The organism is Dellaglioa sp. CoH-57-MRSF-19 (genome assembly GCF_056781975.1).
The window spans coordinates 1-24896 of the sequence record NZ_JBXAXW010000001.1 but is presented as its reverse complement, the minus strand read 5'-3'; the positions used below and the strand labels follow the sequence as shown (position 1 = coordinate 24896).

Genomic DNA, 24896 nt, shown 5'->3' with positions numbered 1-24896 from the left:
ATATGGCAGAAGCAATTACATCTTATAAAGCTGGTAGGGTTGGCAATGCGACAATCTTAATGTTGCATGGAACTGGTGGAACGGAATCAGATTTACTATCAATTGCAGATTTTTTGGCTCCAGATAGTCCTAAAATTGGCATTCGTGGACGGTTAATAGAGAATGGTTTAACACGCTATTTTGCACATTTACCGGATGGTGATTTCGATTTAAATAGTTTATCTGTAGAGACAAATTGGTTAATGACTGTAATTAATGAGTTAGCTGTGAAGTACGCTTTTGATCCAGAAAAATTAATTGTCCTAGGTTATTCTAATGGGGCTAACGTTGCCTTCCATTCATTATTAACGGAACAGGCACTATTTAAAACAGCTGTTTTACTACATCCTATGGTGTTATCGGAAAATATTAAAGCGACTGTCGACTTAAGTGATATTAAAATTTGGGGTTCATATGGATTTTTAGATCCAATTGTTTCAAAATCAAATTTTGATGAACTAAAGAAGTTTTGTCGAGAATTTAATATTGAATTTACCAGTTTTGAGGCTGAACAATCACATCAAATTTCAGAATTAGAATTACGGAATGCTAAACAATGGTTAGATAAGACCAATAGATTAAAAATTGAGGAATAATATAAGATGATTTCATTTAATAGTAACGAATTATCGGCTAAAAATCAGTACAAATTAATGTCTGGTACATTAATTCCGAGACCCATAGCATGGGTTACTACTGTAAATGAGACGGGACTAATTAATTTAGCTCCGTTTAGTTTTTTTAGTGTTGTATCGGATACGTTGCCATTAATGTCGATATCAATTAATCGACGTAGAAATGGTGAAATGAAACACACCGCGGCTAATTTAGTTAGTTCGAAACAGGCTGTGGTCCAATTACCAACACGTGAATTAATGGAATTTGTTAATCAGAGCGCTGCTAGTTTTGGACTAGACGAGAGTGAAGTTTCCGAATTGAAATTAACAACGGTTCCTAGTAATAAGGTATTGGTGCCAGGGATTGATGGTGTTAAAGCGAGGTTTGAAGTTATATTGAACCAGTATGTTCCTATTATGGATGATGGTAAGATTATTACGGATTTATTTATTCTTGAAGTGGTTTGTTTTCACATAGAAGATGATGTTTTGGATAAAGAAAAAATGTATATTAATGCTAAAAAATTAGATCCAGTGGCGAGGCTGGCTGGACCAGAATACGCTAACTTAGGAGAGCAATATAAATTAATTCGACCAAAATAGTTAATATCAAATTAGTAATTCTTTGATTAGCCATTGTTGTATGGATTGAATAATTATATAGCCGTTATTGACATATAGTAAGTGTTATTGATGACAGTATTTATTATTAAGGGCTACACTACAAGTATAAATAGTATAGGGGGATACAATTATGGGATATCAAGCAAGTCAAGAAGAACATTCGATTGAAATCACCAATGTTCAATCATTAGAAAAATTAGTGGAAGCACGTATGGAAAAGGGTGCATTTGGGTATATTGCTGGTGGAGCTGAGGATGAATGGACGTTACGCGAAAATACAAGTGCATTTAATCATAAGCAAATTTCACCTCGAGTTTTACAAAATATCGAAAATCCGGATTTATCAACAACATTTATGGGTATTGATTTACAAATGCCAATGATAGCAGCTCCAGTTGCGGCACAGGGGCTAGCCCATGAACAAGGTGAAATTGATACTGCTAAGGGGATGGCCGCAGTTGGTTCAATTATGTCGCTTAGTACGTATTCAAATAAAACGATTTCAGAAACATATAATGGAGGAACTGGTGGACCTCAATTTTTCCAATTGTATATGAGTAAAGATGATAAATTTAATCATTTTTTATTAGATCAAGCCAAAGAAGTGGGGATGAAGGCTATCATATTAACAGCTGATTCAACACTAGGTGGTAATCGTGAAGCTGATAGTATTAATAAATTTATCTTCCCTCAACCAATGGCTAATTTAGCTGAATATGGTGAAGGTGAAGGACAAGGAATCGCAGCTATTTATGCTAATGCTAAACAAACATTGAGTTTAGCAGATATTAAGAGTATTTCTGATTATACTGACTTACCCGTTTTCGTTAAAGGTATTCAATCACCATTGGATGTTGATGCTATTATTGAAGCTGGAGCTAAAGGTATTTGGGTTTCAAATCATGGCGGTCGGCAACTAGATGGCGGACCTGCATCGTTTGATGTTCTTGAGTTAATTGCTAAGAAGGTCAATAAACGAGTGCCAATTGTCTTTGATAGTGGCGTTCGTCGTGGTTCACATATATTTAAAGCGCTTGCTAGTGGGGCGGATGTCGTTGCCATTGGCCGTCCAATGGTTTATGGGCTTCATTTGGGTGGTGCGAAAGGCGTTCAATCAGTCTTTGAACATTTAGCTAAGGAATTAACAATTGATATGCAATTAGCTGGAACAAAAACGGTTGATGATATAAAAAAAACGGAACTTATTTAAAGAAAACAATAAGGGGATACAATTATGCTAGTTATTAATTACATTCATGGAGAAGAATTACAAGCAACTTACAAAACAGCTGCTGCTTTTGTTGCGATGATGGAATTAGAAGTACCCGAATTTGAAGATTATTATGAAATTACTAAAGTGACAGAAGCTGGTAAAGAAATCGAATTATCGGATAAAACAATGGGCGGTTTATTTAACTTATTATTAGCACGAGGATAATTTTTATTGATGAAAACGGTTCATTGTTAACTATTGTTAAATAGTAACAATGATGTTAGGCATTTAAATAGTATTTAAGATACTAAAGTATGACCCAATTATATTTCTATTGGGTCATACTTTTTAATTTATAAGAAATACGTTTGTTATTGAACTAGCAAACATAATAAGTCGTTAGTTAATAAGTTCTTTCATATTATTAACTGTTTGGTGCTTCAATTTGTGAGAGAAAAAAATACAGTACTAGAAATATAAAAATAATATCTGTTACTGTATTTAAATCCGATTTAAAAGATTTATAGCATAGAGTATTTTTGTTTCACGTGAAACATTGGATCAATTAAAAAATTGATAAATCAACATACTTATTTTGTAAAACCTTAAAATCGTAGGTTGCTAAATTTTGGATATCTTCTAAACCATCAAACATTGCTGTATAACTTCCAGCAAGCATTAGATTTAAGGGAATACCTTTATTTTGGCGAACTAAAATAACAGGTTTGCGATTGGCATGAGCATAACCACATTCCCAAACAGTACCTGAGTCAGCTTCATCATTGTTTTCTTCCAATTGATAATCAAGAACTGCAACAACGATATCTGCTTGATCAATTTGGCGAATATCATTTTGGAAGGTAGCTGTTTGCCATTCAAATGTGCCGAAGTCCGCATCTGGATATTGAACGTTTCCTGGAAGATGAATTGCATCTGCGTTAATTGTTGGATTTTTACTTAGGAGATCGGCTACCAAATCTAATCGTTCTTTTTGTTCTGGAGTGAAAAAGGGTCCTGCAAGATAAACGCGTTTTTTTGTCATTGTAAACTCCTTTTATATTAATAATGTAAGTATACTAATAATTAAAAAATAAATCAATTAATAATTCGGCTATTAATCTTTTAATGATAAATAAACATAATATTCCATAAACATGATAACAAAAAACGAACTATACATTTGTATTTATTATAGTTATTCGCTTATAATGACGTTACATTTTAGAGAAATAACAGAAATAAAGGTTGGTTATGTCATTTTCAGTAAAATAAAGGTAATTATTCAATAAAAAAGTAAACGCTTTCTTGAATATCTAATTAAAATGGACTAGTATTAATAAGAATGGACAAATACAGTAAGCGGAGGAGATAAATATGCAAGTTAAAACAAAGGATTTTGGAAATGACTATGATTTAATAACGATTATAAATGATAATGGGTTTGAATTATCACTCACAGATTTAGGGGCTAGAATTGTTAGCCTCAAGGTACCCACAAGTACTGGAAAACGAGAAATTGTTCTTGGATTTGATTCAGCAAATGAATACTTAGAAAAAGATAGTTTTATTGGCGCTTCAATTGGTCGTGTTGCTGGACGTATTAAAGATGGTAAATTCAACATTAATGATCAAAGCTACCAAGTGCAAATTAACGAAGGTACAAATACATTGCATGGTGGTACGCCAGGATTTGATACTAAAAAGTGGACGTATAAAATAAGTGAAAACGAAAATGAAATAGCTGTTATTTTTCATTTAGATAGCCCAGAAGGCGAACATGGTTTCCCTGGAAACATGGCAATTGATGTAAAATATCTATTAAATAATGATAACATTTGGCATCTTGAAACGACTGCTAAAACGGATAAAGATACACTATATAATCCAACAAATCATGTTTACTTTAATGTTATGGGTGACGTCACAGAAACAATAGATGACAATTTATTACAAGTAGATAGCGATAAGTTTGCACCATTAGAACCCGATTCAATTCCAACAGGTAAAAAGATGTCTGTTGATGGAACGCCTTACGATTTCCGTCAAGCTAAGACATTACATGACGTTTTCACAAGTGATTTTGCTCAAAAAAATCAAGTTAATGGTATCGATCATCCCTTTTTCTTGAATAATCCTGCAGTTGGTAAAGAATCAGCAAAATTAGTTAGTCCAGATAAAGAAGTTTCTGTCTCAGTTTCAACTGATGCAACAAGTTTAGTTATCTTCACGGCTAACTTTGGTGAAGTAACGCCAATTATGCATGGTAAAAAATTAGCTAATCATGCAGCAATTACATTTGAAACACAATCAGCACCTGGATCTGAACAATTCCCTGAATTTGGTGATATTGTTTTACGTGTAGGCGATACGTACAAAACAGTTACAGAATTTAAATTAAATTAATTAGTAATCAACTGAGACAGTCATGGTAAAAATAGTGACTGTCTTTTTGTCGTTAACTTACGAGTGTAAGTCATACCATTTTAGTCGAGAAAGATGTAGACTTTAGTCAGGATAAAACGAAGGAGTGTATAAATGATGACAGAAATAAAAAGAGTATTAGTTGTTGGATCGAATGGTCGAATTGGCCAAAAAGTAACAAGTAAATTAGCTGATAAAGGTTACCAAGTCTTGGCGGGTTCAAGACATACAGATAATTTAGATAAAGGTAATATTACTTATGTCTATGTTGATTTGTTAGAAGGTATAGATAAATTAGTCAAGAATATGCAGGCTGTTGATGCCATATTATTTGTTGCTGGTTCTGGCGGCAAAGACTTAATGAAGATTGATCTAGATGGGGCAGTTAAAACGATGGAAGCAGCTGAAATAGCTCATGTTAAGCGTTTTGTAATGTTGAGTTCCGTTTACTCTTTGGATAGAGAAAAAATTGAAGTTTCATCATTAAGAGATTATATGACTGCTAAGTTTTATGCTGATAATTGGCTAATGAAGAATACGCAATTAGAATATACAATTCTTCAGCCAGGCACCTTAGTAGATGAGCCAGGTACTGGTAAAGTAACATTAAATGATGGTCAAGCGGGCTCTAACTCACTTGAAAACGTGGCAGACGTCTTAGTTTCAGTTATCGCACATGATAATACAATCGGAAAAGTAATTACGATGCATGATGGGGATACAGATATCAAAGATGTCCTGTAAATAATTAGAAATTTCGACACAAAAAAAGAGGTTTACTCAGTTAGTTACTTAACGGAGTAAACCTTTTTTATTTAGAATTATTTAGTTGACTCATTTACGATACCGCTATCTTTAGTTGGTGAAATAGCCCAGAGTGAATCGTAATTATATTTCCCTGTCGTATCAAAAATTGAAGTTGTAAAATCTAAAGTTAGTTTTGCATAATAATAAGATTTGTTAATTACAGAACTTGTTGTACCATCACTAAGACTTGATGAGGGTAAATCGAAAATCGTCTTATTAGAAGAGCTGAAATCAATTTCATTAGAAGTTGTTGGCTTTTCTTAAAAAGTAAGCGTACCGCCATTTGAGCTTGTTTGAACTAGGATAATCGAATCTTTTTAATAAGCGGACTTAAAGTATAATTGATAGTAACACTTAAATTCTAGTTAACTTAAAAAAAGGTTATTAATGACTAAAGGCTCTACCTTTAATGGTTATAAAGTGGGGGTAGGTAGGAATCATTCTATTTAAAAATTGATTGTACACTTTCAGTAAATGGTTTGAAAAAATTAAACCTAAAAAAATACTTGTAAATAACATGTAAACGCTATATTAATTGGCGTATATGGACTTAATCATAGAGTTTCTTCTGATAATATTACAGTTGAATCTTATGTAAATTATATGGTACTATTAGGTAAAGGTCAACGTCCCCTTTTCAAGCATTGGCTTAATCAATAAATGGGAGGAATTTATATTATGAAAAAGAATTTATTTTTAATTGCAGCATTAGTACTTGGTTCAACAGCAGTTGTTGGCTCAAGTGTTTCAGCGGATTCAACAGATGGTAAAGGTACAGCTAGTTTAAACATTGAAGCAGGTACTTTTACTCAAACGGGTGCACCATCGTTCAGTTTCACAACAAAACTAAATGAAGCATTAGTTACGACTGGTACAGATATTACATCAACTGGCGCAAAAGATGCTTCTCAAGCTTTAGATGTAGCCGATTACGTAGGTACAGATAGTGGTTGGAATGTTACTGCACAATTAGGTGTGATGGCTGATGCTGAAGTTAAGGTTAGCTCATTAGATCTTGCATCTGCTACAGTTAAAACAGACTCAGATGCTACAGCATCTGCTGCTACTTTAACACCAGCTGGTGCTGCAGCTCCTGTCGCGACAGCTACAACAGGCGCTGGTGCTACAACATTGTCATATGCTGACAATAGTGCAACATTAAAACTTGGTAAAAATACTAAAATTGCAACAACTTCAGCTGATTTAACATGGACTGCAACTCAAGGAAATGCTAGTGCAGCAGCTTTTAACTAAGCTAATTAAAACGTAACAGAAAAAAGACCGCCTAAGGCAGTCTTTTTTTTTAAGGAGAATCGAAATAATGAAATTAAGAAAAATAGTTTTAAGCTTTTTAGCTATCGCGATAGTCACACTTATTACTGTATCGACCAATGTCTATGCAAAGTCTAATAGTGCCGGGTTTACGGTAGCCAAAGTAACGCCTGCTAATCAATATCGAGAGGCAGCACAATTTGATATTAAAATGAACCCTAACTCAACACAGACATTGGCATTGAAAATTAAGAACTTAGAAAACGATACTAAAACGATTGTTGTGAGCCCTAATAGTTCATATACAAATACGAATGGACTAATTGTCTATGATAAGACAAATGTAAAAAAGCCAGCGACTGCTAAGTATCAATTTTCAGAACTTGTCTCAAAAAAACAAGATGTTGTGGTTGGACCTAAAAAAACAGCAACAGTTACGTTTACAGTGAAAACACCCGCTACGTCATTTTCCGGTATTATTTTAGGTGGCTTTAACGTACAAGAAAAAGTTATTAAGGAAAAGAATAAAGGAAAAGGTATTTCAATTACTAATCGATTTGCGTACGTTGTTCAAGCAGTCATTAGAGAATCTGAAACGGTCGATAATCCTAATCCCAAAATGACAATTGGCGATTCTAAAGTGGTATTGAACGCATTTAATAAAGTTTCACTACAAACAAATATGCAAAATGATGTACCCATTGTGATTGGACCAACAACAATTAAAGCAACTATTACAGAAGATAGTAGTAGTACTGTTTTATATGACAAAACAATTAAGGACGTTGATTTTGCACCCAACGCTAAATTTAGCTATGCATTAGACTTAACTAAAGCCAAGTTAATCGCTGGTAAATATGATGTCCATTATACCGTTACCGGAAATAATAAATCTTGGAAAGCAACGAATTCATTTACAATTACTAAAGCCAATATTAAACAGATTAAATCAGATAATAAGGCAGCAGAGCCTCATATATCTTGGTTATTGTGGTTAATTATTGGTATTATTGCTTTATTAATTTTATTAGTTTTATTCTTACTTTTTATTATTTTAAAAAGAAGAAAAAAAGATAAGGAAGAATCACTAGAAAATAAGTAATCAAAATGAATGGTAATCAAAAAGACGTCTAATTTTTATTAGGCGTCTTTTTGTCGATTAGATTTCTTATTCTTTTGATGAATCTACAACGATACTTGGTGATGATAATGACCAAGTTGCGTTATCTTGAAATTTACCAGGATGAGTAATTTTTTTAGTTTTTAGACTTAATGATAATTGTGCAGAATAGTAGTTTTTACTAATAACTGATGTTGTATCAGAATCAAAAATAGTTGAGTTTAAACTTAAAAGAGTATCTTTAGATGTAATTGTTTTAATATCTGAGGCATTCCCATAAGTGATTGTGGAATTACCAAGCATACTCGTTTGCAATTTTTCAAACCAACCAAGTTGATCGGGAATAAAGAAAGGATCACTTAGATTATCTTTATCACTTGTGCTAACAACTAAATTCCAGTTAAGTCCAAAAGGATTATCGACAGTTAACAAACCAGTTGCAGTTACTGTAGGTGTTTTTTCAGAAGTTCCTGCTGTAAAATTACCAAAATCAAATACTTTTGGATAGGATACTAAAAGATCTCCTGCAACGTGTAAATTATATGAAATAGGCGTGTAATCCGGATTTAATTTTGCGAGATTTGCAGCAGAAATTGTATCATTCGTTTTACCGCTTAAGATATCATTAATTGTGTGATTACTATAACTGGAATAGGTACCCGAATCGTGAGTTGATGTGACTAAATATGAAATTCTATTCTTATGGAAAAGATGATAACCAATCAATTCATTGTCATCAATTAATTTAGAATATGTAGTCCCATCAGTATAAGCAGATTCGTCATATTTATATTTACTATGGTCCGTACTGTATTGTTTTGCAAGATCGTCCGCATCTTTTGCAGTGATTTCTAGTTTAGAATTTGTAAGTTCAGTTGTTCCATTTTCTGAATATTTTTCCCAAGGACCATTATTGAAACTGTACCATAAGTAATATTTTTCAGTTTTATCGGTTGTTGATTTCGTATCTATATTGACTGTAGTATCAAGTGATTTTTTAGTTGTTTGAACGGTATTTTCAGGTAATTCATCAGTGATATTGTTTAATGAATAGTGAAAATCGTAAGGGTCTATTTGTGGAATATAATGAGTCGTACCAGATCCAGTATCTGTAGAAGTATAACCCGGTAACGAAATAGACTTAATAGTAGGATGAGATGAGTTACTTGAATCAGGATCTTTTAAAAATTCTTGTATAGCGTCATCTCCAAAATCATCAGACGCATCAAAAATACTTTGATAGGCAAGGTCACTAGGAACGTTTAAATTACCAATAATATTTTGTCCAGTAACAATACTCCCATATAAGAGACCATCGCTACTTGAATCAACGTCGACATCAGCACTAGGTGCTAATACTGAACCATATAAAGGACTCTTCCAACTTCCGACAAAAATCTTACCATTTTCAGTATTAAAATTATTACTAATATGTGAAGACGTATTGTAGACAGATTTCACTTTTTTAGAGTTTTTATCAGTTGTATCGATTGCAACGGGTTCATCGGATAGAAGATTTTTAGCGGTGGTATCTGAACCATTACTATTTTGTCCGGAAAATAGCGTTCCATCACTATTACCAGCTAACTTGTAATCTATCGAAGATCCGTCAGATTTAGGTGGATACGCATTGAAAGTCATCCAGCTACCTTGATTGAAATTAAAACTGATACCAGCATCATTATTAGAAAAATGCTTATAATTTAACATGAAAAATGGCATTTTCATTGTGTTAATATCAAAATTGACTAAATTAATTTTGATACCAATAGCATCTTCAAATGAAGGAATAGAGCCATCAATATCTGCAAAGACAACGCCTTGATCTGTTGAAGCAGTATTCATATCAACGGTTAATTGAATAACCGTTTTACCAGGTGCATATTTTTCAGCATCAATTGATTTATCTGTATTTAAATCAACACGTTTGATAGCATTATTAGATTTAGTAGTAGAACCTGTTGCTTTAGAGTTTGAGAAATTTGTTGAAGTGAAACTAGCGTAATAATCACTGACATCAGTAATATTTTGAGTAGCATCAGCAAATGATGAAATATCATTGCTTGACATAACAGGAAAATCAGAAAGTTTATCAATAGTATCTTTTTTTGCATTAAATTGCTTGATAGCATCAGCGTAACCGGCATTACTTGAAGGTATGGACCAACCAGCAATGGCTTTTGCGATTTCATCATCAGGGGGAGAATTCTGTAGATAGTATGATAAATCTTTGACTTTATCATTAGATTTTGAAAAAACAAAGCTATTTTTATTACCATACCACTGAATCATATCAGCCCCGGTAATATTTTCTGAAATCATTGTAGGATTAACCTTTGCATAATCAGCATCAGTTAAATTAGCAGTTGAATCATGAGCATAATTTTGTAAGTATTTTATAGAAGAACCTCCGGCGGTACCTGAGGAAGTAAATGTTTTGGCAAAAAATTAACCTTGTAGGGAGTCAATATCATTAGAATTAAACGTGATTGTACCACCAGCGAAACCAGTGACATTCGTGGCAGCCCCCATTGGATAACCTACAGGAGGCGTGTATGATGTAGCAGCTTGTGTAGTATAAATTGGTAACGTTAAAAAGAACAAGCTGAAACAAAGGATGATAATCGATTGATAGGTAGTAGATGAGTTAATATATTTGTTTTTTAGCAAAATAAGACTTCCTTTCAAAATAATTAAAAAATTAACTATTTGATTATATATATATTATAGCCTTGCTAGTATAGGATGTGTAGAGATATTGTCGAAGTATTTGGACAAATATAGCTTATAATTTGGATATACGATTAATAATAAAGAAAATGCGCTATTTTTGACTTTTTATTTAATAAAATCCAGTGATGTTTGTAAGTGTCACTATAGATTAAGCCTTTTCAATTTGGTATACTCAATGAGAAACGTTTTATAAAAAGGGAGATAATAAATTATGATTGAAGCAATTAACTTAAAAGCCGGAATGACTTTTGAACAAGGCGGTAAATTAATTAAAGTTTTAGAAGCAAGTCATCATAAACCGGGTAAAGGTAACACAGTTATGCGTATGAAATTACGTGACGTTCGTACTGGATCAACTGTTGAAACAACAATGCGTCCAGAAGTTAAGGTTGAACAAGCTAATATTGAAACAAAACCAGTTCAATTCTTGTACAACCAGGATACAATGGCTATTTTTATGGATTTGGAAACATATGAACAATATGAAATTCCAAGAGAAATTATCGAACATGAAGCAAAATTCTTATTGGAAAATATGGAAGTTAAAATCCAATTTTACGGTACAGAAGTTATTGGCTTAACATTACCAACTGTTGTAACATTACGTGTTACTGAAACACAGCCTTCAATCAAAGGCGCTACAGCAACTGGTTCAGGTAAACCAGCAACAATGGAAACAGGACTTGTTGTTAATGTTCCTGATTTCATCGCAGCAGATGATGTTCTTGAAATTAATACACAAGAAGGTACATACCTTAAACGTGCACCTAAATAAGATTGAAAAGGTAGTCTCTTGAGACTGCCTTTTTTTAATCATTTAAAATGAGGAGATTACTATGGGAATTAAACTAGTTGCAATAGATATTGATGATACGTTACTAAATCCAGAGGGTAGATTAGCAAAAGAAACAATTGATGCCGTCAAAAAAGTGACACAAAAGGGAATTAAGGTTGTCCTTTGTACGGGACGACCTTTAGCTGGTGTGGTTGGATTTCTTGAACAATTAGGGATTAGTGGGGATGACCAATATGTCATTACCTACAACGGTGCAATTATTGAAACAGTAAGTGGAAAACGTCTAGCGCAACATACGTTAACCTTTGATGAGTATATAGCTGCAGATAAATTAAGTTATGAATTAAATGTTCATTATAATATTTTAGATGATGAGAGCCGAATTTATACATCTAATAAAGATGTTGGTCGTGTGACCGTTATTCAAGCAGCTGAAAATAATGAAGGATTATTTGTACGAAATCCAGAGGAAATGTCACGGGACTTAACCGTTTCTAAAATTATGTTTGTGGATGAACCTGAAGTTTTAGACGCACAGATGATTAATATTCAAAAAATATTTGATGATAGTTATTATGTTGTACGTAGTTTGCCAGAATTTTTAGAAGTTTTGAATAAAAAAGCTAATAAAGGAAATGCATTAACAGATTTAATTGCAGAACTGGGATTAAAAGAAGAAGAAGTTATGGCAATGGGAGATCAACATAATGATTTAACGATGTTTGCCGTAGCCGGAACGACTGTTGCGATGGGAAATGCCATTCCTGAATTAAAAGAAGCAGCAACTTATGTAACAGAATCGAACGTTAATCATGGTGTTGCGGTTGCATTAGAACGTTATGTAGGTTAAATAACGATAAAATATAAAAAAGTTTGGAGTCCGCATGAGGTTAGCGAGATTCCAAACTTTTTATTTAGTCTAAAAGATGTTGCTTTGTTAAGTAGTCGTGTGCGACGGTACTTGCTGGGACATTTTTAACATCAACTAGATAATTCATTTTTTGCATATCTGTATCAGAAATTTTTCCGGTTAATTTATTTAAACTTTTTTTGATGGATGGATATTTTTGTGAGATGCCCTTTGCAACAAGTGGGGCGCCTTGATAAGGTGGGAATAAAGACTTGTCATCTTTTAATGTGACCAAATTATATTTGACGAGCTGACTATCAGTTGAATAGGCATCAACTAAATTTACATTACCATTCACAATGGCTTGATAGCGAAGTGCTGGTTCAAAAGATTTAGTGTTAAATGACAAATGATACTTGCTTTGTAACCCTTTGTAACCATCATCACGGTTTAGAAACTCAAGCGTAAAGCCTGCCTTTATTTTTGAAGATACTCGTGATAAATCAGAAATTTTTGATAGATGGTATTTAGTTGCAAAGTCTTTAGTGACAGCGACAGCATAGGTGTTTTGATAAGCCATCGGATTTAAATAATCTAAATCTGATTTAACTTTAATTTCGGTTTTTGCTTGCTGGTAGGCTTTATTTTCATTTGTACTTTTGAGTGGTGATTTTACTAACTCTTCAAGTACCGTACCTGAAAATTCTGGGTAAATATCGATTGAATTAGATTTTAATGCAGAGTATAGAAAACTCGTTTTACCAAAATTTGGTTTTAAAGTAACCTTGATATTGGCGTCGTCTTCTTGAATTAAATCTTTATACATATTAATTAGAATTTCAGGTTCTGCCCCCATTTTACCAGCAATGACTAATTCTTTTTTCTGATGTGTGAAAGTATTGATTGTGGCACCAACAGCAAATAGGAATCCTAAAGTAATTAATATAATGGTAATTGTTTTTATCTTTAAATTCTGCAATTGCCGGATTAAAACACTGAAAACAATAGCTAGAATAATAGAACTCAACGCGCCAATAATAATCAAGCTCATATCATTTCTATCAATTCCCAGCAAAATAAATGTTCCTAACCCGCCAGCACCAATTAAAGCAGCTAGTGTTGCGGTTCCAATAATTAGAACAAGCGCAATACGAATGCCTGAAATAATTAGTGGCATAGCTAAGGGTAATTCAAATCGAATAAGTTTTTGCGCACGTGTCATACCAAATGCAGTTGCGGCTTCTTCTAATGATGGATCAATACCAGTTAAACCTGCATATGTGTTCTGAAAAATGGGCAGTAAAGCATAAACAACTAATGCGATAATTGAAGGTAGTGTTCCAATTCCGACTAGTGGAATTAATAGCCCTAGCAGCGCGAGTGAAGGAATTGTCTGTAAAACACTGGTAATTTGCAACATAATTTCTGCTGCTCTTTTATGCTGTGCTAACCAAATTGCTAAAAAGACGGCAATGATGGTTGCAATCAGCAATGAAATTAATGATATCTGTAGATGTTGAAGAATAGCGGTCCATAAATCAGCACGGTGCATTTTAAAAGTTGTTATTAAATTTGCCATTGGTCATCCACCTCGCTATCAGACATGCTTGCACCATAACGAATTAAGCATTGGGCATCAACTGCACCAATGAGATTCTGGTCGTTATCTTTAACATTTATAATTGTATATTTAGAAAGTAGAGATATGAGTTCTTTAAATGTTGTTTGAGTTGAGGTGACGTGATTATTAGCGAGTTCATCAATTGGAAGACTAAATGATTTTTGAATCATTTCAGCTAAATTAAATTGCGTGTTGGATACGTCTAACCCAAAAAACTCTGAAATAAAATCATTTTTTGGTGCATTTCTAATTTCGTCAGGGGTACCAACTTGAATGAGATTGCCATCATGCATAACACCAACACGAGTTCCGAGGCGAAGAGCTTCAGACATATCATGCGTAATGAAAATAATGGTATTGTGTAGTTCCTCATGTAAATCGATGACGATATCTTGTAATGTTTTTTTTGAGATAGGATCCAGCGCACTAAATGGTTCGTCCATTAAAATTAATTTTGGTTTAGTTGCAATTGCTCGTAAAATACCAATTCGTTGTTGCTCGCCACCGGATAAATCGCTAGGCATTCTCTTACGATATGCTTCAGGCGGTAAACCAACACGTGTTAATAAGGCATCGACACGTTCTCTTTGTTTGTTTTTAGGCCATTTTTGTAATTCTGGTAATAAGCTGATATTTTCAGCAACTGTCATATTAGGAAATAAAGCAATCTGCTGTAAGACATAGCCAATCTGTGAACGTAAAGTATGTAACGGAATCTGATCAATATTTTGATTTTCAAAGTTAATAGTACCCGAGGTGGGCTCAATTAATCGATTAATCATTTTTAAAGTTGTCGTTTTACCACTACCACTAGGGCCAACAAGAACAAAAAGTTCCCCTGTATCAATATGTAAGTTTAAGTCGTTTAATACGGTAACTGTTTTGAATGTTTTGTTTATGTGTTTGAAATCTAACAAAAGCTAACCCTCATTTCTTCTTATTTTATATGTAATATATCTGGAAATGGTAACTATTTCGATGTAACTCTACATGAATGAAAATTATTAAGCAAAGATTTTGTTTTAAAATGTTGGAATTAAATTTTAGTGTAGGAACGGTCTGAATTGATGGATGGAGTAAGCCTTAATATTAAAAATAATATGTAGAAAAGCTTGACTTAGAGTCAACTCTAAGTGTTTTAATAGAAACTATTGAAGGAGGCGATTGAATGACTAATGAGCAACAATATAAAATTGGTGAGTTTGCTAAATTAGTTGGGTTATCAAGTTTTACATTGCGTTACTATGAAAAAGAAGGCTTAATTAAGCCTCACCGTAATTCGGCAGGCTTACGTTATTACACGGAACATGATATTAAATGGGTAGGATTTTTGCTTCATCTTAAAGGGACAGGGATGCGGATTAATGAAATAACTAAATACGTTGAACTACGAGCACAAGGTGATGCAACCATTAAAGAACGACGCGAGATGCTCAGCAAGGTAAAAGAAAATGCACTGTCTGAAATGGTAGAATTACAGCATAATATTGAAATTATTTCTCATAAAATTGATTGGTATGACAGAAAAGTTTCACACAGAACAAATGGAAACGAAGTGTCAGAAGATATTAGTTTTGAAAAGTATCTAGAACAATTCGCGATATACGATTAACGCTAGGTTAACCGTATAAAATAAAGTGAGGTAATTATAATGAATGAGGAACAAATTAAAAACGGTCTTTTTCCAATAGGTGAAAAAAATGAAGCATATAAAGATTTCTTTGTTGGTCAAAGTTATTTAGACATGTTAGTGGCGGATCCAGATATAAACGTTGGTGTTGGAAATGTTAGTTTTGAACCTGGAACACGTAATAATTGGCACATCCATCACGACGGTTACCAACTATTATTGGTCACTGCCGGTGAAGGTTGGTACCAAGAAGAAGGTCAACAAGCACGACGTTTAAAAGCTGGTGATGTTGTTGTCACAAAAGACGGGATTAAACATTGGCACGGTGCTACAAAAGATAGTTGGTTCTCACATGTTGCTATTACAGCAGGGACACCTGAATGGTTAGAAGCTGTTGATGACGAAACGTACGGTAAATTAAAAGATTAATAGGAGGATATTATATTATGGTAAAGAAACAAACAGCAGGTCGCGATAACTTAGGCGAATTTGCACCTAAATTTGCAGAATTAAATGATGATGTTTTATTTGGTGAAGTTTGGTCACGTGAAAGTGAATTACCAGCACATCAACGCAGTATTATAACAATTTCAGCTTTGATTTCAGGTGGTAACTTTGAACAATTGCCAGCACATATGGCAATTGGCAAAACAAATGGAATTACGAAGGAAGAAATTGCTGAAATTATCACACATTTATCTTTCTACGTTGGTTGGCCTAAAGCTTGGTCTGCATTTAATATTGCAAAAGATGTTTTTGAAGACTAATTATTTAAAAGTGGGACATGAATTAAATAAATACTGGCTCCGTACTTTGTCAAAAGTATCGAGTCAGTATTTTTGCTTACCTAATTATTTCTTGAGGTCTTGTCTGATTAAAAGTGAAATTATAACAATCGTAATCGCGGCAATAATAAATTCTACATTCAAAAAGTGTTTATTTATGAAAAATGCAACAATGACTCTAACTATGGTTGCAATAGCTAACGTTAAGATGAATGTTTTAATATAATGGACATTTATATAATCGTTTATTTTTTTAAACATGGACTCAACTCCTTCAGTTACCTAATAATAGTGGCACAAATTAATAAGATAAGCGAATTTTAAGTAACATTAAATGATTGTCCAGCAGACGTGAAAGCGCTATAATATAATTTGTAATTAGTTTAGGAGGAGATAGTTAATGTATCAAGCAAATGAAAAACGTTATGATAAAATGATTTATAATCGCCTCGGTAATAGTGGATTAAAAGTTTCTGCTATTGCCTTAGGCTTATGGAAGAACTTTGGGGATGAGACACCTTTAGCAACGCAAAAAGATATTATTGAAACAGCATTTGATAATGGAATTACTTATTTTGATTTGGCAAATAATTACGGTGATGGTGCTGCCGAGAAGAATTTTGGGCGCATTTTACGTGAAGATTTAAGTGCCTACCGGGATGAAATGGTTATTTCGACGAAGGCAGGTTACTATATGTGGCCAGGTCCTTATGGCGAATGGGGTTCAAAGAAAAACTTGTTTGCCAGTATGGATCAATCATTACAACGTATGCAGCTAGATTATGTTGATATTTTCTATCACCATCGTCCAGATCCAGATACACCGTTGGAAGAAACAGCTGAAGCTTTGGATTTACTCGTTCGCCAAGGTAAAGCCTTATATATTGGAATTTCAAATTATCGGGCACCAGAAGCTGAAAAGATGATTCAATTACTAAAAGCTAAAAATACACCTATCGTTGTCCACCAACCTAGATATAATTTATTAGATCGTTGGATAGAAGATGGATTAAAAGATGTTTTAAAACAAGAGCAGATAGGAACAGTTGCTTTTAGTCCTTTAGCACAAGGGTTATTGACTGATCGTTACTTGAATGGTATTCCAGACGATTCTAGAGTGAAACGATTTGATACCTTGTCTACTGAGAGAGTTGAATCAACACTTAAAAAGGTTCGTGAATTAAATGAAATTGCAAAAAATCGCAACCAGACATTGGCTGAAATGGCGCTATCTTGGGATTTGAAAGATAATTCTGTTTCGTCGGTTATTATTGGTGCTAGTCGTGTGAGTCAATTAAAGGATAATTTAAAGGCATTAGAGCATTTGGATTTTGCACCAGAAGAATTAGCAAAAATTGATAAAATTGTGAAATAAGAAGAGGTATATAAAGAGAACCCTTGGGATTGAAATGAAATTCAATCCCAAGGGTTCTCTTTATATCTTTTTTTGTTCTATAAAAAATGTATTTTAACTTAATTAAGCTAAGATACATCAATTAAATAAAAACTATTTAATCTTGATTTTCAAGGATTTCTCGAAATGGAATTAAACCCTCTGCTTGGTATTCTTTAACAAAAGCTTTAACAGCATCTGGATCTTGTGTTTTAGGATCAATAATGAGCTGTTCAACAGGAAGTGGACGGTCAGAAGTTACTTTAACATCGATAACAACAGGCACTTTTGAACCTTTAGCTTCAGCAAAAGCAGTTTTTAATTCTGCTAATGTCCGGACGGTATACCCTTTAGCTCCCATGTCGTTGGCAATTGCGCCCCAATCAGCATCAATTAAATCAATACCTGAGTGTGGTTGTTGTTTATCATCTTGTTCAGCGCGGATGAATCCAAGTTCCTGATTGCTTAAGACAACGTTGATGATAGGCATGTTGTATTTAACTTGTGTTAAGACATCTTGCATGACCATCGTCCAACCACCGTCACCAGAAATTGAGAAAACTTGACGGTCTGGAAAGGCAGAGTGAGCCCCAATTGCTGCGGGTAGTGCATACCCCATCGTTGCGTACCATGCGGATGTTGTAAATTTATTTTTCTCACCAAGACGTAAGAAACGCATTGCTTCAATCGTTACATTACCAACATCAATTTGGAAAATTGCATCGTCATCTTTAATTTTATTAATTTCATTGAAAACTGGTTCAAAACGAAGTGGTTTACTGTCATCTTCAGTAAAGCTATCAATCCATTTAATCCAGTTTTCTTTGTTAGCGATGGCAGCTTTGTACCATTTTGTTGGTGCAACTGGTGTTTTAACGGCCTTATTTAATGCGATTAAAGTTTCCTTACCATCGGCTAAAATAGGGACATCAACTGAATGACGTTTACCTAATTTTTCAGAATCAATATCGACCTGAATAAATTTAGCATCTGGAGAAAAGAAATATTCACCAAATGGAAAATCAGATCCAATGAAAAGAACAGCATCAGCGCCACGAAGAAGGTCAACGCCGGGTTTGCCAGCAACTCGTCCAGCAGAACCCATGTATGCTTTGTAATCATCAGGAATAATTGTTTTAGCAAGCGCAGTTGTTGCGATTGGTAATGATAATTTTTCAGATAATTCAATTAATTCTTTTCCAGCGCCACGAACACCTTTCCCAGCATAAATAATTGGTGTCTTAGCTGTTGTTAAAATATCTAAGGCATCTTGAATTTGTTTATCACGAGGCATCGGATAAAGAGGTTCTTGGTGTGTTGCGGCTGTTGAAACAAAGGTGTCATCGATTTCTTGCCAACCTAAATCGGTCGGAATTGTGACAACTGCGACGCCATTATATTTGTAGGCTTGACGGATAGCTTCATCAACAACAATGGGTAAGTTTTCGGGTGTAGTAGCTGTTCTGTTATAAATAGAAACATCCTCAAACATTGGATTTTCATTCATTTCTTGGAAGTAATTTGTATTCATCACTTGTGTACCAACTTGGCCGACTAAGGCAAGAACAGGAACACCATCATATTTAGCATCGTAAAGTCCGTTTAATAGATGGACAGCACCGGGACCAGCGGAACCAAAAGTAACACCTAATTTTCCAGTTACTTTAGCTTCACCAACTGCTGCGAGTGCGCCGACTTCTTCATGACGAACTTGTACATAATTAATTGTATTTTTACGATTATGTAGTGCATTCATTGTTGAATCAAATGAACCACCTGGCAACCCATAGACGGTTTTAACGCCCCAATCTTCTAAAACTTTGAGCATGGCATCTGATGCATTAATTTTTTTTGGCATAATAGTAAATCTCCTTCTTGAAAAATTTTATTCTACAAGGATAGTATAAATCTACCAATGAATTAACACCAGTGAAAGCACTTACTTTTAGTAATTAAAAAAGGTAGTTCAGACAAAAAAGTCTGAACTACCTAAATAGGGTTTTATTTAAAACGAACGATAATTTTACCAAGTGCATGATGAGATTCACTACGATCGTGAGCTTCTGCTACACCTTCTGCAGAGAATTCATGAACTGAATCTAAGGTCACTTTTATAGTGCCATCTTCAAGCATATCAGCTAATTTAGTTAATTCTTCACCATTTGGGTCCAACCAAATTGAATCAAAAGTCACATTTCTTGCTTCAGCAAGACCTGCTGTTTTTTCAGAATCCATCCCAGTAATAGCAACTAAACGACCTGTGCCATGTTTTAAGATATTAACTGATTTTTCTTGTGCGTCACCACCGATTGTATCAACTACAAGGTCGATATCTTTTAAGATTTCCGCAAAATCAGTTTCATGGTAATCAATGACTTGGTCAGCGCCAAGTCCTTTAACAAAATCAATATTCTTCGAGCTAGTTGTGGTAATAACGTAAGCACCAACTGATTTAGCAAGTTGAATAGCGAAAGAGCCAACGCCACCTGAACCAGCATGAATAAAGACTTTTTCACCTTTTTCTAAATGACCATGATCAAAAAGGGCTTGCCATGCAGTTAAACCAGCTAAAGGAACAGCAGCAGCTTCTTCAAAGCTAATATTTTTAGGTTTTGGTGCAAGCAAATTAGCATCAACAGCAGTATATTCGGCGTAAGTACCAAAACGAGTCGTGGCAGGGCGTGCGAAGACTTCATCACCAATTTTCCAATCGGTTACGTTAGCGCCTACTTCTGTGATAACACCCGACACATCCCAACCTAAAATAATAGGAAATTGCCAGTTAAGCATACCTTGTAAAAAGCCTTCACGCGTTTTCCAATCAATTGGATTAATTCCAGCTGCTTTTTCTTGAACAATTACTTGATCCGCCGTCATTTCAGGCATAGCTACTTCACGTTGTTTAAGTTTATCTTGTCCGCCAAATTCATCAATTACAACGGCTGACATCATTTTCTTTTCTGTCATCGGATTCCTCTTCTTTCCAGTTACTTTTAATTTGTAAGTGAATTGTATCGAATAACGAAATAGAATGCAATCAAGACACTCTTTTATAGTATTAATATTCTTATGGTTAAAATTGACATTTAGACTTTATTTACGTATATTATAGCTATAAGTGATGAAGTAGTTCAGTAATTTATCGATCAATTTTAAAGAAACCTGGTGGTCGCTGGAAATCAGGAATTATCGATGAGTGAAGTACGCTATGGAGCTAACAACGATTCATCTCGTTAACGATGATTGAGCGATTAGCTACTATATTATGTAGATAATAACTTGGGTGGTAACGCGGAAATTAATTCGTCCCTGATATCTTTTTTAGATATCAGGGATTTTTTTATACTTATATTATATAGGAGGAAACAGAAATGAATATTATTGACGAACTAGAATGGCGCGACGCAATTAATCAAACGACAGACGAAGATGGGTTACGTGAACTAACGTCTGAAAAATCAATTGGCTTATACTGTGGGGTTGATCCAACAGGGGATAGTATGCATATCGGACACTTAATTCCATTTATGATGTTGAAAAGATTTCAATTAGCAGGACATCATCCATACATCATTATTGGTGGTGGTACAGGTTCAATTGGTGATCCAAGTGGTAAAAAATCTGAACGTGTGCTGCAATCGATGGACCAAGTTCATCATAATGAGCAAGCTCTCACTGCACAGATGACCAAATTATTTGGACAAGATTCAAATATTTCAATTGTAAATAACTATGATTGGTTATCAAAAATTAGCTTGCTTGATTTCTTACGCGATTACGGTAAGTTATTTAATGTAAATAGCATGCTCGCAAAGGATGTTGTTGCAAGTCGTTTGGAAGTTGGTATCTCATTCACGGAATTTACATACCAAATCTTACAATCAGTTGATTTCCTACATTTACACAAGCACCATGATGTTCAATTACAAATTGGTGGGGCTGATCAATGGGGGAATATTACTGCAGGAATTGATCTTATTCATAAAGAGCTAGGTTCAGACACAAAGGCATATGGGCTAACAATTCCACTAATGCTTAAGGCTGATGGTACTAAATTTGGTAAAACAGCTGGTGGCGCAGTTTGGTTAAATCCAGAAAAAACAACACCATATGAATTCTACCAATTTTGGTTAAATCAAGACGACCGGGATGTTGTGAAATATTTGAAATTTTTCACATTCTTAACGTCAGATGAGATTGCTGAATACCAAAAATCAGTTGAAACAGCTCCAGAAAAACGTGAAGCACAACGCCGCTTAGCACGAGAAGTAACAGAATTTGTTCATAGTCCAGAAGCTGTAATTGAAGCCGAACATATTTCTGCAGCTTTATTTTCAGGCGAAGTGAAAGAATTAACGACGAGTGAAATTGAACAGGGGTTTAAAAATATGCCTTCTGTTGAATTAGCAGCAGAACCAGAGAATATTGTTGAGTTATTAGTAAATACAAAAATTGAATCATCAAAAAGACAAGCACGTGAAGATATCACTAACGGGGCTATTCGTATTAATGGTGAAAAAATTCAAGATTTAGATTTTATGATTGATCCTGCTACAGAATTTGATGGCAAATTTGTGATTATTCGTCGTGGTAAAAAGAAATATTGGTTAGGACGCGTTAACGCATAATGGCACTATTTTATGTAATAGCTTTTCTTGTGGCGGGGATTATTATTTCAAATGTAATTCACGAAATTCTTCCTAAAATACCAGATGCTTTTATTCTTATTGTAATTGGTCTGTTGTTGTCATTAGTACCAGTCATGGCTAATTTCGAATTAGAACCAGAATATTTTATGTTATTCATTATTGCACCACTTATGTTTAATGATGGGCAAAAAACATCTGTTAGGGGGATCCGTAAAAATTTTCATGCGATACTTTTATTATCAGTAGTTTTAGCGCTTATTACAGTTGTAATAGTAGGGTTGTTAGCGAATCGATTAGAAGTTCGATGGACATTGCCACTTGCAATAGCACTAGCTGCGATTGTGACACCAACTGACGCCATAGCAGTAAAATCCTTAACATCAGCATCAAAACTTGATTCAGGGGTTAATACTGCCTTAGAATACGAATCATTATTTAACGATGCAAGTGGATTAGTGATGTTAAATTTGGCATTATCTGTGATGGAAAAAGGAACATTTTCCATCTATAGCGGATTATTTCAATTTATTTTTGTTGCAGTTGGTGGTATTGTAGTTGGGGTTATGGCAGGTGGAATCTTAGTTATCGTTAGAACGTATTTTAATAAGAGGGTAACTTCACCAGAATTAACGATTATTCCAATTGCGTTGTTAACACCATTTATTGTTTATTTATTGGCGGAAAGTCTAGGGACATCGGGAATTATTGCTGTTGTAACTGCAGGGATTGTTCATAATATTGAATCCGAGCGTTTAAAATTAACTGCAACACGTGTCCAGTTAGTTTCGTCAACAATATGGGATACGTTGACCGCAATGCTTAACAGTATTGTATTTATTTTATTGGGAATTAGTTTACCTGAAATTTTCCGGGCACTGATTAAACTTGGAACGAGTCAGTCGTTTGAGTTGTTGAGTCTGGGTTTGATAATCTATGTAGTCATGATTGGTATCCGATACACTTGGGCATTAATTGGAAAAGAACCACATATTGCTGCCTTTTTCGGTCCTTCAAAATCAAAAAAAAGACGAAAAAATGCATTTGTTTTTGGGTTGAGTGGGGTACACGGAACAATCACGTTATCAATGGCATTTTCATTACCAATGTTAATAAATGGACGGGCTTTTCCGTATCGAGAAGAAATTTTAATCATTGCAACTACTGTCATATTATTAAGTATGATAACACCAGCATTAGTGTTGCCTAAAATCTTACTAGCTAAAAAGTTATCATTTAATAAAGAAGAATTAAATTTTTCACGAATACAAATGATTGATTACGCTAGTTTACATTTAACAGAACGTATTCAATCTAACGATGTGAGATACGCGGTGATTCAACAATTACAATCACAAAAAGGGTTTAATGATATTCAAGGGTATGATAAACATCAAGAATTATTTAAAAAAATTAATGAAATTGAAGATGAATTTTTAAATAGTAATGAGATAAAAGAAATTTATCCTGCCCGAGTACTCAGTACGTACAGAAAAATTTTGGATACAGATTATGGTGGACAACGATTAAGTGTTAATCGAATCATTCGATCAGTAGAACATCAGGTTAGGCATGAAGCGTGGCATATTAGCCATGGGCAAATAACTCGTGGACAGAGAAGTAAGGCCAGGAAACAATGGGCTAAAGATAATATAGAAAAAATGCAAATACACAATGATTTCCGATCATTATTATGGGACTTGGAGAATCAATTGCATGAAGTAATTGAACAATATTTACATGATTTAACAAAAGAACGTTTGGCTAATGCACATGGACAACTAGATGATATTCAGAATGTTGAAAGATTTATCGAAGATCGACAAAGACACTTTCGTAGAGATTACGAAGAGAATGAAAAAATATCAGTAGATTTATTTATTCAAGCATTTCAATTAGAATATAATTATGTTCAAACACAATATATAGCAGGAATAATTAACGAGCAACTTGCTAATAAGTTGTATGATGAAATAAATCAGGCGCAAACACTACAAATGCAGCAACTATTAGTTGAACATTAAATAAAAAATAATTTCAAAAATCAGGATTAATAGTCTATTTTTGAAATTATTTTTTTATTTAAGACCTATAAAGTAATTAAAAGTACAGATGTATACGATTACATCAATATTTTTAGATTTAATTTAAATAAAGGCTTGACGAAGGTCATTATTCTTGGTAAAGTAATAAACGTTGCCTCAGTAGTAAACAACTAATTCAAATGTGACCAGTTAATTAATTAAAAAAAATCTTGACAATTAACGAAATCCTTGATATGATATAAAAGTTGTCAAAAGCAACCAAGTAGATCTTTGAAAACTGAACA

Annotated in this window: 23 protein-coding genes and 1 other annotated feature; of the genes, 16 read left to right on the top strand and 7 right to left on the bottom strand. The window is 34.0% G+C overall.

Going from position 1 to position 24896, the window contains the following annotated elements; genetic code table 11:
- The first annotated feature begins 2 nt into the window (after nucleotides 1–2).
- The 4 genes from AC1RO3_RS00115 to AC1RO3_RS00100 all read left to right on the top strand — a co-directional run bounded on the left by AC1RO3_RS00115 (nucleotide 3) and on the right by AC1RO3_RS00100 (nucleotide 2718).
- Nucleotides 3–635 carry an alpha/beta hydrolase gene (locus AC1RO3_RS00115; RefSeq protein WP_481761116.1) on the top strand — a complete coding sequence of 211 codons (633 nt, stop codon included), beginning with the start codon at nucleotides 3–5 and terminating at the stop codon, nucleotides 633–635.
- A 6-nt stretch (nucleotides 636–641) separates the two neighbouring features.
- Nucleotides 642–1259 carry a flavin reductase family protein gene (locus AC1RO3_RS00110; RefSeq protein ID WP_481761117.1) on the top strand — a complete coding sequence of 206 codons (618 nt, stop codon included), beginning with the start codon at nucleotides 642–644 and terminating at the stop codon, nucleotides 1257–1259.
- A gap of 151 nt (nucleotides 1260–1410) precedes the next feature.
- Complete coding sequence (locus tag AC1RO3_RS00105) at nucleotides 1411–2490, top strand: lactate oxidase (RefSeq protein WP_481761118.1); 1080 nt, start codon at nucleotides 1411–1413, stop codon at nucleotides 2488–2490.
- A gap of 24 nt (nucleotides 2491–2514) precedes the next feature.
- Entirely contained in the window at nucleotides 2515–2718 is a 204-nt protein-coding gene (locus AC1RO3_RS00100) for a hypothetical protein (RefSeq protein ID WP_481761119.1), read from the top strand.
- A gap of 340 nt (nucleotides 2719–3058) precedes the next feature.
- On the opposite strand, the gene AC1RO3_RS00095 is transcribed toward AC1RO3_RS00100, so the two are convergent.
- Nucleotides 3059–3535 carry a nucleoside 2-deoxyribosyltransferase gene (locus AC1RO3_RS00095; RefSeq protein WP_481761120.1) on the bottom strand — a complete coding sequence of 159 codons (477 nt, stop codon included), beginning with the start codon at nucleotides 3533–3535 and terminating at the stop codon, nucleotides 3059–3061.
- Nucleotides 3536–3867: 332 nt separating this feature from the next.
- On the opposite strand from AC1RO3_RS00095, the gene AC1RO3_RS00090 reads away from it, so the two are divergent.
- The 4 genes from AC1RO3_RS00090 to AC1RO3_RS00075 all read left to right on the top strand — a co-directional run bounded on the left by AC1RO3_RS00090 (nucleotide 3868) and on the right by AC1RO3_RS00075 (nucleotide 8095).
- Nucleotides 3868–4896: a galactose-1-epimerase gene (locus AC1RO3_RS00090; protein WP_481761121.1), complete on the top strand. Its 1029-nt coding sequence runs from the start codon at nucleotides 3868–3870 to the stop codon at nucleotides 4894–4896.
- 132 nt (nucleotides 4897–5028) lie between these two features.
- The gene (locus tag AC1RO3_RS00085; RefSeq protein WP_481761122.1) at nucleotides 5029–5658 is read left to right on the top strand and encodes an SDR family oxidoreductase; all 630 of its coding nucleotides are present in this window, start codon (nucleotides 5029–5031) and stop codon (nucleotides 5656–5658) included.
- A 741-nt stretch (nucleotides 5659–6399) separates the two neighbouring features.
- Entirely contained in the window at nucleotides 6400–6975 is a 576-nt protein-coding gene (locus AC1RO3_RS00080; protein ID WP_481761123.1) for a WxL domain-containing protein, read from the top strand.
- 67 nt (nucleotides 6976–7042) lie between these two features.
- Nucleotides 7043–8095, top strand: a complete 1053-nt coding sequence (locus AC1RO3_RS00075) for a WxLIP family cell surface protein (protein WP_481761124.1) — start codon at nucleotides 7043–7045, stop codon at nucleotides 8093–8095.
- Between the two features lie 66 nt (nucleotides 8096–8161).
- Here AC1RO3_RS00075 and AC1RO3_RS00070 read toward each other — a convergent pair whose 3' ends face one another.
- The gene (locus AC1RO3_RS00070; protein ID WP_481761125.1) at nucleotides 8162–10435 is read right to left on the bottom strand and encodes a hypothetical protein; all 2274 of its coding nucleotides are present in this window, start codon (nucleotides 10433–10435) and stop codon (nucleotides 8162–8164) included.
- A gap of 126 nt (nucleotides 10436–10561) precedes the next feature.
- Nucleotides 10562–10783 carry a hypothetical protein gene (locus AC1RO3_RS00065; protein ID WP_481761126.1) on the bottom strand — a complete coding sequence of 74 codons (222 nt, stop codon included), beginning with the start codon at nucleotides 10781–10783 and terminating at the stop codon, nucleotides 10562–10564.
- A gap of 274 nt (nucleotides 10784–11057) precedes the next feature.
- Here AC1RO3_RS00065 and efp point away from each other — a divergent pair, with 274 nt between their 5' ends.
- Both efp and yidA read left to right on the top strand, forming a co-directional pair.
- On the top strand, nucleotides 11058–11621 hold the full coding sequence (gene efp, locus AC1RO3_RS00060) for an elongation factor P (protein ID WP_409021902.1): 564 nt from the start codon (nucleotides 11058–11060) through the stop codon (nucleotides 11619–11621).
- A gap of 61 nt (nucleotides 11622–11682) precedes the next feature.
- Nucleotides 11683–12492 carry a sugar-phosphatase gene (gene yidA / locus AC1RO3_RS00055; RefSeq protein ID WP_481761127.1) on the top strand — a complete coding sequence of 270 codons (810 nt, stop codon included), beginning with the start codon at nucleotides 11683–11685 and terminating at the stop codon, nucleotides 12490–12492.
- 64 nt (nucleotides 12493–12556) lie between these two features.
- Here the strand turns inward: yidA and AC1RO3_RS00050 are convergent, their stop codons facing one another.
- Together AC1RO3_RS00050 and AC1RO3_RS00045 are read right to left on the bottom strand one after the other, a co-directional pair.
- Complete coding sequence (locus tag AC1RO3_RS00050) at nucleotides 12557–14071, bottom strand: ABC transporter permease/substrate-binding protein (protein ID WP_481761128.1); 1515 nt, start codon at nucleotides 14069–14071, stop codon at nucleotides 12557–12559.
- Complete coding sequence (locus AC1RO3_RS00045; protein WP_481761129.1) at nucleotides 14059–15030, bottom strand: ABC transporter ATP-binding protein; 972 nt, start codon at nucleotides 15028–15030, stop codon at nucleotides 14059–14061. Before AC1RO3_RS00045 ends, AC1RO3_RS00050 begins: the two co-directional genes overlap by 13 nt.
- Before the next feature lie 251 nt (nucleotides 15031–15281).
- Here AC1RO3_RS00045 and AC1RO3_RS00040 point away from each other — a divergent pair, with 251 nt between their 5' ends.
- From AC1RO3_RS00040 to AC1RO3_RS00025, 4 genes are all read left to right on the top strand, one after another.
- On the top strand, nucleotides 15282–15725 hold the full coding sequence (locus AC1RO3_RS00040) for a MerR family transcriptional regulator (RefSeq protein WP_481762400.1): 444 nt from the start codon (nucleotides 15282–15284) through the stop codon (nucleotides 15723–15725).
- A gap of 39 nt (nucleotides 15726–15764) precedes the next feature.
- Entirely contained in the window at nucleotides 15765–16172 is a 408-nt protein-coding gene (locus tag AC1RO3_RS00035; protein ID WP_481761131.1) for a cupin domain-containing protein, read from the top strand.
- Between the two features lie 17 nt (nucleotides 16173–16189).
- Nucleotides 16190–16510: a carboxymuconolactone decarboxylase family protein gene (locus AC1RO3_RS00030; RefSeq protein ID WP_481761132.1), complete on the top strand. Its 321-nt coding sequence runs from the start codon at nucleotides 16190–16192 to the stop codon at nucleotides 16508–16510.
- A 418-nt stretch (nucleotides 16511–16928) separates the two neighbouring features.
- Nucleotides 16929–17903 carry an aldo/keto reductase gene (locus AC1RO3_RS00025; protein ID WP_481761133.1) on the top strand — a complete coding sequence of 325 codons (975 nt, stop codon included), beginning with the start codon at nucleotides 16929–16931 and terminating at the stop codon, nucleotides 17901–17903.
- A 136-nt stretch (nucleotides 17904–18039) separates the two neighbouring features.
- Here the strand turns inward: AC1RO3_RS00025 and spxB are convergent, their stop codons facing one another.
- Nucleotides 18040–19779: a pyruvate oxidase gene (gene spxB, locus AC1RO3_RS00020; protein WP_481761134.1), complete on the bottom strand. Its 1740-nt coding sequence runs from the start codon at nucleotides 19777–19779 to the stop codon at nucleotides 18040–18042.
- A 143-nt stretch (nucleotides 19780–19922) separates the two neighbouring features.
- Nucleotides 19923–20870 (bottom strand): NADP-dependent oxidoreductase, encoded by a 948-nt coding sequence (locus AC1RO3_RS00015; protein ID WP_481761149.1) that lies wholly within the window; start codon nucleotides 20868–20870, stop codon nucleotides 19923–19925.
- A 163-nt stretch (nucleotides 20871–21033) separates the two neighbouring features.
- Nucleotides 21034–21235, top strand: a binding site (T-box leader).
- 57 nt (nucleotides 21236–21292) lie between these two features.
- Here AC1RO3_RS00015 and tyrS point away from each other — a divergent pair.
- Nucleotides 21293–22549, top strand: a complete 1257-nt coding sequence (gene tyrS, locus AC1RO3_RS00010) for a tyrosine--tRNA ligase (RefSeq protein WP_481761135.1) — start codon at nucleotides 21293–21295, stop codon at nucleotides 22547–22549.
- Nucleotides 22549–24591 (top strand): cation:proton antiporter, encoded by a 2043-nt coding sequence (locus AC1RO3_RS00005; protein ID WP_481761136.1) that lies wholly within the window; start codon nucleotides 22549–22551, stop codon nucleotides 24589–24591. Before tyrS ends, AC1RO3_RS00005 begins: the two co-directional genes overlap by 1 nt.
- The last annotated feature ends 305 nt before the right edge of the window (nucleotides 24592–24896 follow it).

What these genes read in the sequence shown, in the direction of transcription:
- AC1RO3_RS00115 (WP_481761116.1), top strand. Translation starts at nt 3, where the DNA reads ATGGCAGAAGCAATTACATCTTATAAAGCTGGTAGGGTTGGCAATGCG.
- AC1RO3_RS00110 (WP_481761117.1), top strand. Translation starts at nt 642, where the DNA reads ATGATTTCATTTAATAGTAACGAATTATCGGCTAAAAATCAGTACAAA.
- AC1RO3_RS00105 (WP_481761118.1), top strand. Translation starts at nt 1,411, where the DNA reads ATGGGATATCAAGCAAGTCAAGAAGAACATTCGATTGAAATCACCAAT.
- AC1RO3_RS00100 (WP_481761119.1), top strand. Translation starts at nt 2,515, where the DNA reads ATGCTAGTTATTAATTACATTCATGGAGAAGAATTACAAGCAACTTAC.
- AC1RO3_RS00095 (WP_481761120.1), bottom strand. Translation starts at nt 3,535, where the DNA reads ATGACAAAAAAACGCGTTTATCTTGCAGGACCCTTTTTCACTCCAGAA.
- AC1RO3_RS00090 (WP_481761121.1), top strand. Translation starts at nt 3,868, where the DNA reads ATGCAAGTTAAAACAAAGGATTTTGGAAATGACTATGATTTAATAACG.
- AC1RO3_RS00085 (WP_481761122.1), top strand. Translation starts at nt 5,029, where the DNA reads ATGATGACAGAAATAAAAAGAGTATTAGTTGTTGGATCGAATGGTCGA.
- AC1RO3_RS00080 (WP_481761123.1), top strand. Translation starts at nt 6,400, where the DNA reads ATGAAAAAGAATTTATTTTTAATTGCAGCATTAGTACTTGGTTCAACA.
- AC1RO3_RS00075 (WP_481761124.1), top strand. Translation starts at nt 7,043, where the DNA reads ATGAAATTAAGAAAAATAGTTTTAAGCTTTTTAGCTATCGCGATAGTC.
- AC1RO3_RS00070 (WP_481761125.1), bottom strand. Translation starts at nt 10,435, where the DNA reads ATGATTTCAGAAAATATTACCGGGGCTGATATGATTCAGTGGTATGGT.
- efp (WP_409021902.1), top strand. Translation starts at nt 11,058, where the DNA reads ATGATTGAAGCAATTAACTTAAAAGCCGGAATGACTTTTGAACAAGGC.
- yidA (WP_481761127.1), top strand. Translation starts at nt 11,683, where the DNA reads ATGGGAATTAAACTAGTTGCAATAGATATTGATGATACGTTACTAAAT.
- AC1RO3_RS00050 (WP_481761128.1), bottom strand. Translation starts at nt 14,071, where the DNA reads ATGGCAAATTTAATAACAACTTTTAAAATGCACCGTGCTGATTTATGG.
- AC1RO3_RS00040 (WP_481762400.1), top strand. Translation starts at nt 15,282, where the DNA reads ATGACTAATGAGCAACAATATAAAATTGGTGAGTTTGCTAAATTAGTT.
- AC1RO3_RS00035 (WP_481761131.1), top strand. Translation starts at nt 15,765, where the DNA reads ATGAATGAGGAACAAATTAAAAACGGTCTTTTTCCAATAGGTGAAAAA.
- AC1RO3_RS00030 (WP_481761132.1), top strand. Translation starts at nt 16,190, where the DNA reads ATGGTAAAGAAACAAACAGCAGGTCGCGATAACTTAGGCGAATTTGCA.
- AC1RO3_RS00025 (WP_481761133.1), top strand. Translation starts at nt 16,929, where the DNA reads ATGTATCAAGCAAATGAAAAACGTTATGATAAAATGATTTATAATCGC.
- spxB (WP_481761134.1), bottom strand. Translation starts at nt 19,779, where the DNA reads ATGCCAAAAAAAATTAATGCATCAGATGCCATGCTCAAAGTTTTAGAA.
- AC1RO3_RS00015 (WP_481761149.1), bottom strand. Translation starts at nt 20,870, where the DNA reads ATGTCAGCCGTTGTAATTGATGAATTTGGCGGACAAGATAAACTTAAA.
- tyrS (WP_481761135.1), top strand. Translation starts at nt 21,293, where the DNA reads ATGAATATTATTGACGAACTAGAATGGCGCGACGCAATTAATCAAACG.
- AC1RO3_RS00005 (WP_481761136.1), top strand. Translation starts at nt 22,549, where the DNA reads ATGGCACTATTTTATGTAATAGCTTTTCTTGTGGCGGGGATTATTATT.